We start from the raw sequence: 5,370 nt of genomic DNA, 5'->3' as shown, positions 1-5,370 counted from the left end.
AGGTAATTCTTTTTTGAGCAGACGTAGCGTGTTTTGAACCACACCATCTTCACGCCATGCTGCTTCGGCACTTAAGCTTTTATCTTCTTGGGGTGTCACTGGAAATAGCGCCAGTTTCGATACGCCAAGTTCAAGTAAACGTTCTGCTTTTTTTAAGAGTAAGTCCGCAGATAGGCGTTGCACCTTCGGCATACTGGGGATGTCTTGCGTCTGGTTCTGTCCCGGCAGGACAAATACTGGATAGATAAGATGATCTGTCGTTAAATGGGTCTCGCGAACCATAGAGCGCAGATGTTCATTTTTACGAATACGGCGCATGCGAGTAGCGGGGAAGGCGGGACGATTGAACGTATAGGTCATACAAATCTCGATAATCGGTATTAAACTAGGTCAGTATTGTAGACCTATCTTATGGCTTTGGGCACATATTGACGGGTTTTTATTGTTTTAAGAGTGAAGCAGATTGTTATGAGTAGTGGTGAAAAAAGCTGGACGGGCAGCATACACTTAGGAGCAAAAGTGGATATTGATGTGGTTTTTGAGCAGTTGGTTAAGGCTTTTAATGCGTCGCCATTTTTTAAGCACAACACCATGACTATGCGAATCGTTGATGGGCAAATAGAAGCCTATATTGATATGCAAGATTACTTAATTGGCAATGTCGCGTTCCAAATTTTACATGGGGGCGTGGCTGCAACAGTTTTAGACAGTATTGGTGGCATTGTAGCGATGGGGGAGTTGTATAAAAAAGCGGAACCTGACACGATTACGGACACCATTAAAAAAGTATCCCGTTTAGCTACAGTCGATATGCGGGTCGATTATCTCGCGCCGGGACGTGGAAAATATTTTATTGCCCGTGCTGAAACTTTAAGATTGGGGCGTAAAGGCTGCACGATGCGCATGACCATGGTCAATGATGAAGGCAAATCGATTGCAACAGCGATTGCTTCTTATGCTTATTAGTTTTAAATTAATTAAGTATTTAATATTCAAGTGAAATTTATAGCATCTAATAGGAAGTTGGATGCTGAAAACTAAAATAGACTGAGCAGTTACAATTTATTTTCTCAAAATGTGATTATTTGCTCTTAGAATGCATCAAATTTTATTGTGACTTTCTCATCGACACCAATGCAGACAATACTTGTCTGATGTCCCTTTCGCAGGGATGATGCCGGCTGACCAAGTCTGTTAGATTTAGGAAAAATCAATGACAGATGCCTCAAATACACTGCCAGATACTGATCCAGCCGATCAAATCAATGATCAAGCACTGAAAGCCAAACGTAAGAAAAGCTTAGGTTTCGTGGCTGTGATTCTGATCATTGCTGCCATTTTATTTTTGATTTGGAAACTTTTTTTTAACCATTCGGTTTCAACGGATAATGCTTATGTGGGCGCAGAAACGGCCTCGATTACCTCTATGGTGACAGGCCAAGTTGAAAAAGTGTTGGTCAGTGACACGCAAACTGTAAAGCAAGGCGATGTGTTGGTTTTGGTCGATCATCGTGATGCCGAAATTGCTGTAGCCCAAGCTCAAGCCGAACTACTTAAAGCACAGCGCCAGTATAAACAAAGTGCGGCCAACAGTAGCTCTTTAAACTCGCAAGTCTTTGTGAGTGATGACGCCATTCATAGTGCTGAAGCGCAAGTGGCTAAAGCCAAAGCAGAGTTGGATAAAGCGCAAGATGACTTGAACCGTCGTCAGCAGTTGAGTGCGACAGGCGCGATTTCTAAAGAAGAATTAAGCACGGCACAAGCCGCTTTAAATAATGCGCAAGCAGGCTATAACTTGGCGCAAGCGGGTTGGGCGCAGGCTAAATCCAGTCAGAAAGCTGCGCAAAGTAACTTGGCTGCAAATGAAGCTTTAATTCAAGGCAGTAATGAAAATTCGACCCCGGATGTTTTGGTCGCTCAAGCAAAACTAAAACAAGCCTTGCTTGATTTAGAACGTACTGAAATTAAAGCACCATTTGATGGGGTAGTGACGAGCCGAAAAATTCAAGTTGGACAGCGTGTGGCGCCAGGTTCTGTGCTCATGGTGGTGGTTCCAATTTCACAGTTATATGTCGATGCAAACTTTAAAGAAAGTCAGCTTGAAAATGTACGCCCAGGGCAAAAAGCAGTTTTAACCTCAGACCTCTATGGTGACTCAGTTGAGTTCCATGGCACGGTCTTGGGCTTTTCTGGTGGAACAGGCTCAGCCTTCGCACTGATTCCTGCACAAAATGCTACAGGCAACTGGATTAAAGTGGTACAGCGTTTGCCTGTACGTATTCAACTCGACCCAAAAGAGTTGGCTGAACATCCTTTACGTGTTGGCTTGTCGATGGAAGCTCAAATCGATTTGAAATCGAAGTAGTTGCACATGAATAGCTATGTTCCCTATGGTGACTTAAAGGGTGGTCGCCTGATGTTGGCGGCTTTCGTCCTTGCATTGGCCAACTTTATGGTCGTGCTGGACATGACGATTGCCAATGTTTCTGTGCCTCATATTACGGGAAGCCTTGCCGTATCGAGTTCGCAAGGAACATGGGTGATTACCTCTTATGCTGTGGCTGAAGCGATATGTGTTCCTTTAACAGGCTGGCTCGCAGGTCGTTTTGGTGGCGTGAGGGTTTTTACCTTAAGTCTGATTGGCTTCACCATATTTTCGGTATTTTGTGGTTTATCGACCAGTTTAGAAATGCTGGTTTTTTGCCGCATCGGCCAAGGTTTATTTGGTGGCCCGATCATGCCGCTCAGTCAGATGTTACTGATGCGGATTTTTCCTCCAGAAAAGCAATCCCAAGCGATGGGCATGTGGGCAATGACGACGGTGGTTGGTCCGATTCTTGGTCCGATTTTAGGGGGAACCATTAGTGACAACATGTCTTGGCATTGGATTTTCTTTATTAATATTCCTGTTGGGATAGCGTGTGCTTTTGCTGCGATGCGTCTGCTTAAACCTGCGGAAACCGCAACGGCCAAACTCAAAATTGATCGCGGTGGATTGATTCTTCTGATTTTATGGATTGGAGCATTACAGCTCATGCTCGATCTGGGGCATGAACGCGATTGGTTTAATAGCCCAGCGATCGTGGTACTGGCTTTAACGGCTGTGATTGGCTTGGTGATTTTTACCATTTGGGAGCTGACCGAACGGCATCCAGTGGTGAATATCCAAATCTTTAGATACCGTAGTTTCACTATTTCTGTCTTGGCACTGGCCTTTGGCTTTGGCGCATTTTTTGGCAGTATTGTATTGATTCCGCAGTGGTTACAGATCAATTTGGGTTATACCGCAACTTGGGCTGGTTATTTAACCGCAACCATGGGTTTTGGTAGTTTAGCCATGTCACCCATTGTGGCGAAATTGGCAACCAAATATGACCAACGTGCACTGGCCAGTTTTGGTTTGAGCATCTTGGGCGGGGTGACCTTGATGCGCTCATTCTGGACCACAGATGCAGACTTTTTTGCATTGGCATTGCCGCAAATCTTGCAGGGCTTTGCTGTGCCATTTTTCTTTATCCCATTATCAAATATGGCACTGTCATCGGTATTGCCACATGAAATGGCATCTGCCGCAGGTTTAATGAACTTCTTAAGAACTATGGCAGGGGCGATAGGCGCATCTATTGCTGTCACTATTTGGGACGACCATACTAAAGTTGCACGTAGCGAAATGGTCGGCAGTTTGCATACAGAGCAAACCCAGTCGGTGTTGATGCAGCAGGGAATGAGCGCGGAAGGTGCATTAGGCTATATTTCTAGTTTAGTGGATAAAGAAGCGTTGACCTTGTCGGCAAACTATATTTTCCTGATCTTGGCTTTGGTTTTCCTATTTGCAGCATCTATTATTTGGCTCTGCCCTAAACCTAAAATAGGGGCAGGCGGTGGCGGGCATGCGCATTAAGGTAATAAAAAACCGCTTTTAGAAGCGGTTTTTTATTCTGCATGTTATGCAGTTTTATGATGTTTTGAATATTTCAAAACAATAGAATTAAATAATCAAAGTTCTGACTTTGCGCGTCTTAAAGCGGATTGCCATTGTTGTAAGTGAAATTCACGTTGATCTGTGTTCATTTTGGGTTCAAAAGCACGTTCAAGCTGCCAAGACTGTGCAATTTCATCCAAACTTGAAAATAAGCCACACCTTAAGCCTGCCATGGCCGCCGCACCCCATGCAGTCGACTCCTGCATCTTAGGGCGTAGTACAGGCACATTCAAAATATCGGCTTGAAACTGCATCAGCATATCATTTTGACTGGCGCCACCATCGACGCGGAGCTCTTTCAGCGGCTGCTGAATATCGGCTTGCATGGCGGTCAGTACATCAGAGACTTGAAAGGCAATGGATTCTAAGGCTGCACGAGCAATATGGGCTTTGTTGGTTCCACGTGACATTCCACATAAGAGGGCACGCGCTTCACTGTCCCAATGTGGTGCACCGAGTCCAGTAAATGCCGGAACCAGCATGACGCCATCGGTATCTTGAACTGTACAAGCTAATTTTTCAACATCGCTACTTTTTTGAATAATGCCTAAATTATCCCGTAACCACTGAACAATCGCACCTGCCATAAATACACTGCCTTCTAGGGCATAAGTGGTTTGATGTTGCGTTTTCCAACCCAGTGTCGAAAGCAGTTTGTTTTTACTGTATTGAACGGTCTCGCCTGTATTGAACAGCAAAAAACAACCTGTGCCATAGGTGTTTTTTGCAGTCCCAATGTCAAAACAGGACTGTCCAAATAGTGCAGACTGCTGGTCGCCTAATATGCCTGTGATCGGAATATTGGCACCGAGCAAGCCTGCCGCGGTATCTGCGACGTAGGTATCTGAGTTGATGATTTTCGGCAGTAATGCAGACGGAATATTAAATAAATCTAATAGCTCTTCATCCCACTGCTGGGTACTTAAGTTCATGAGCATGGTGCGAGAAGCATTGCTGACTTCGATGACATGTTGAGCACCTTGGGTAAGATTCCAAATCAGCCAACTATCAATCGTGCCAAAGGCCACATGCCCCTGTTCAGCCAGTCTGCGTAGACCATTGACATGCTCAAGTAACCAGACCAGTTTTCCTGCACTAAAGTAAGGGTCAATTCGGAGTCCAGTTTTGGATTGAATCTTATCTTTTAAGTTTTGCTGTAGGAGCTGATTACACCATTCAAATGCGCGACGGTCTTGCCAGATAATGGCTGGTGCAAGCGGCTGTCCTGTACGTTTATCCCATACGACAGTCGTTTCTCTTTGGTTAGTAAGACCAATTGCTTTGATGTCTTTGGCTAAAATACGAGCAGAAGCCAGAGCCTGCTGTACAACAGCAATTTGTGAGCTCCAAATCTCTTGGGCATCTTGTTCTACCCAGCCTGATTGGGG

Annotated in this window: 4 protein-coding genes and 1 pseudogene; 3 read left to right on the top strand and 2 right to left on the bottom strand. The window is 44.8% G+C overall.

Annotated elements, in window-relative coordinates:
• A pseudogene (locus ACE3T3_RS15745) lies at positions 1-360 on the bottom strand (porphobilinogen synthase); the annotation flags it as partial.
• Positions 361-468: 108 nt separating this feature from the next.
• Here ACE3T3_RS15745 and ACE3T3_RS15740 point away from each other — a divergent pair.
• From ACE3T3_RS15740 to ACE3T3_RS15730, 3 genes are all read left to right on the top strand, one after another.
• Positions 469-966 (top strand): thioesterase family protein, encoded by a 498-nt coding sequence (locus tag ACE3T3_RS15740; protein ID WP_374668586.1) that lies wholly within the window; start codon positions 469-471, stop codon positions 964-966.
• A 247-nt stretch (positions 967-1,213) separates the two neighbouring features.
• Positions 1,214-2,365 carry an efflux RND transporter periplasmic adaptor subunit gene (locus ACE3T3_RS15735; RefSeq protein WP_374668584.1) on the top strand — a complete coding sequence of 384 codons (1,152 nt, stop codon included), beginning with the start codon at positions 1,214-1,216 and terminating at the stop codon, positions 2,363-2,365.
• Positions 2,366-2,371: 6 nt separating this feature from the next.
• Entirely contained in the window at positions 2,372-3,901 is a 1,530-nt protein-coding gene (locus tag ACE3T3_RS15730) for a DHA2 family efflux MFS transporter permease subunit (RefSeq protein WP_234303975.1), read from the top strand.
• A gap of 95 nt (positions 3,902-3,996) precedes the next feature.
• On the opposite strand, the gene glpK is transcribed toward ACE3T3_RS15730, so the two are convergent.
• Positions 3,997-5,370, bottom strand: a 1,374-nt coding sequence (gene glpK / locus ACE3T3_RS15725; RefSeq protein ID WP_374668582.1) for a glycerol kinase GlpK, incomplete at its 5' end; no start/stop codon positions are given.

The organism is Acinetobacter sp. (assembly GCF_041919735.1).
In the GTDB taxonomy this organism is placed as follows: Bacteria; Pseudomonadota; Gammaproteobacteria; order Pseudomonadales; family Moraxellaceae; genus Acinetobacter.
Note: the sequence above shows the minus strand (reverse complement) of the source record. Positions and strands in the feature narration are given on the sequence as shown.

Excerpts from the sequence above, each read along its gene's own strand:
- ACE3T3_RS15735 (WP_374668584.1), top strand. The coding sequence starts at position 1,214 with ATGACAGATGCCTCAAATACACTGCCAGATACTGATCCAGCCGATCAA.
- ACE3T3_RS15730 (WP_234303975.1), top strand. The coding sequence starts at position 2,372 with ATGAATAGCTATGTTCCCTATGGTGACTTAAAGGGTGGTCGCCTGATG.
- ACE3T3_RS15740 (WP_374668586.1), top strand. The coding sequence starts at position 469 with ATGAGTAGTGGTGAAAAAAGCTGGACGGGCAGCATACACTTAGGAGCA.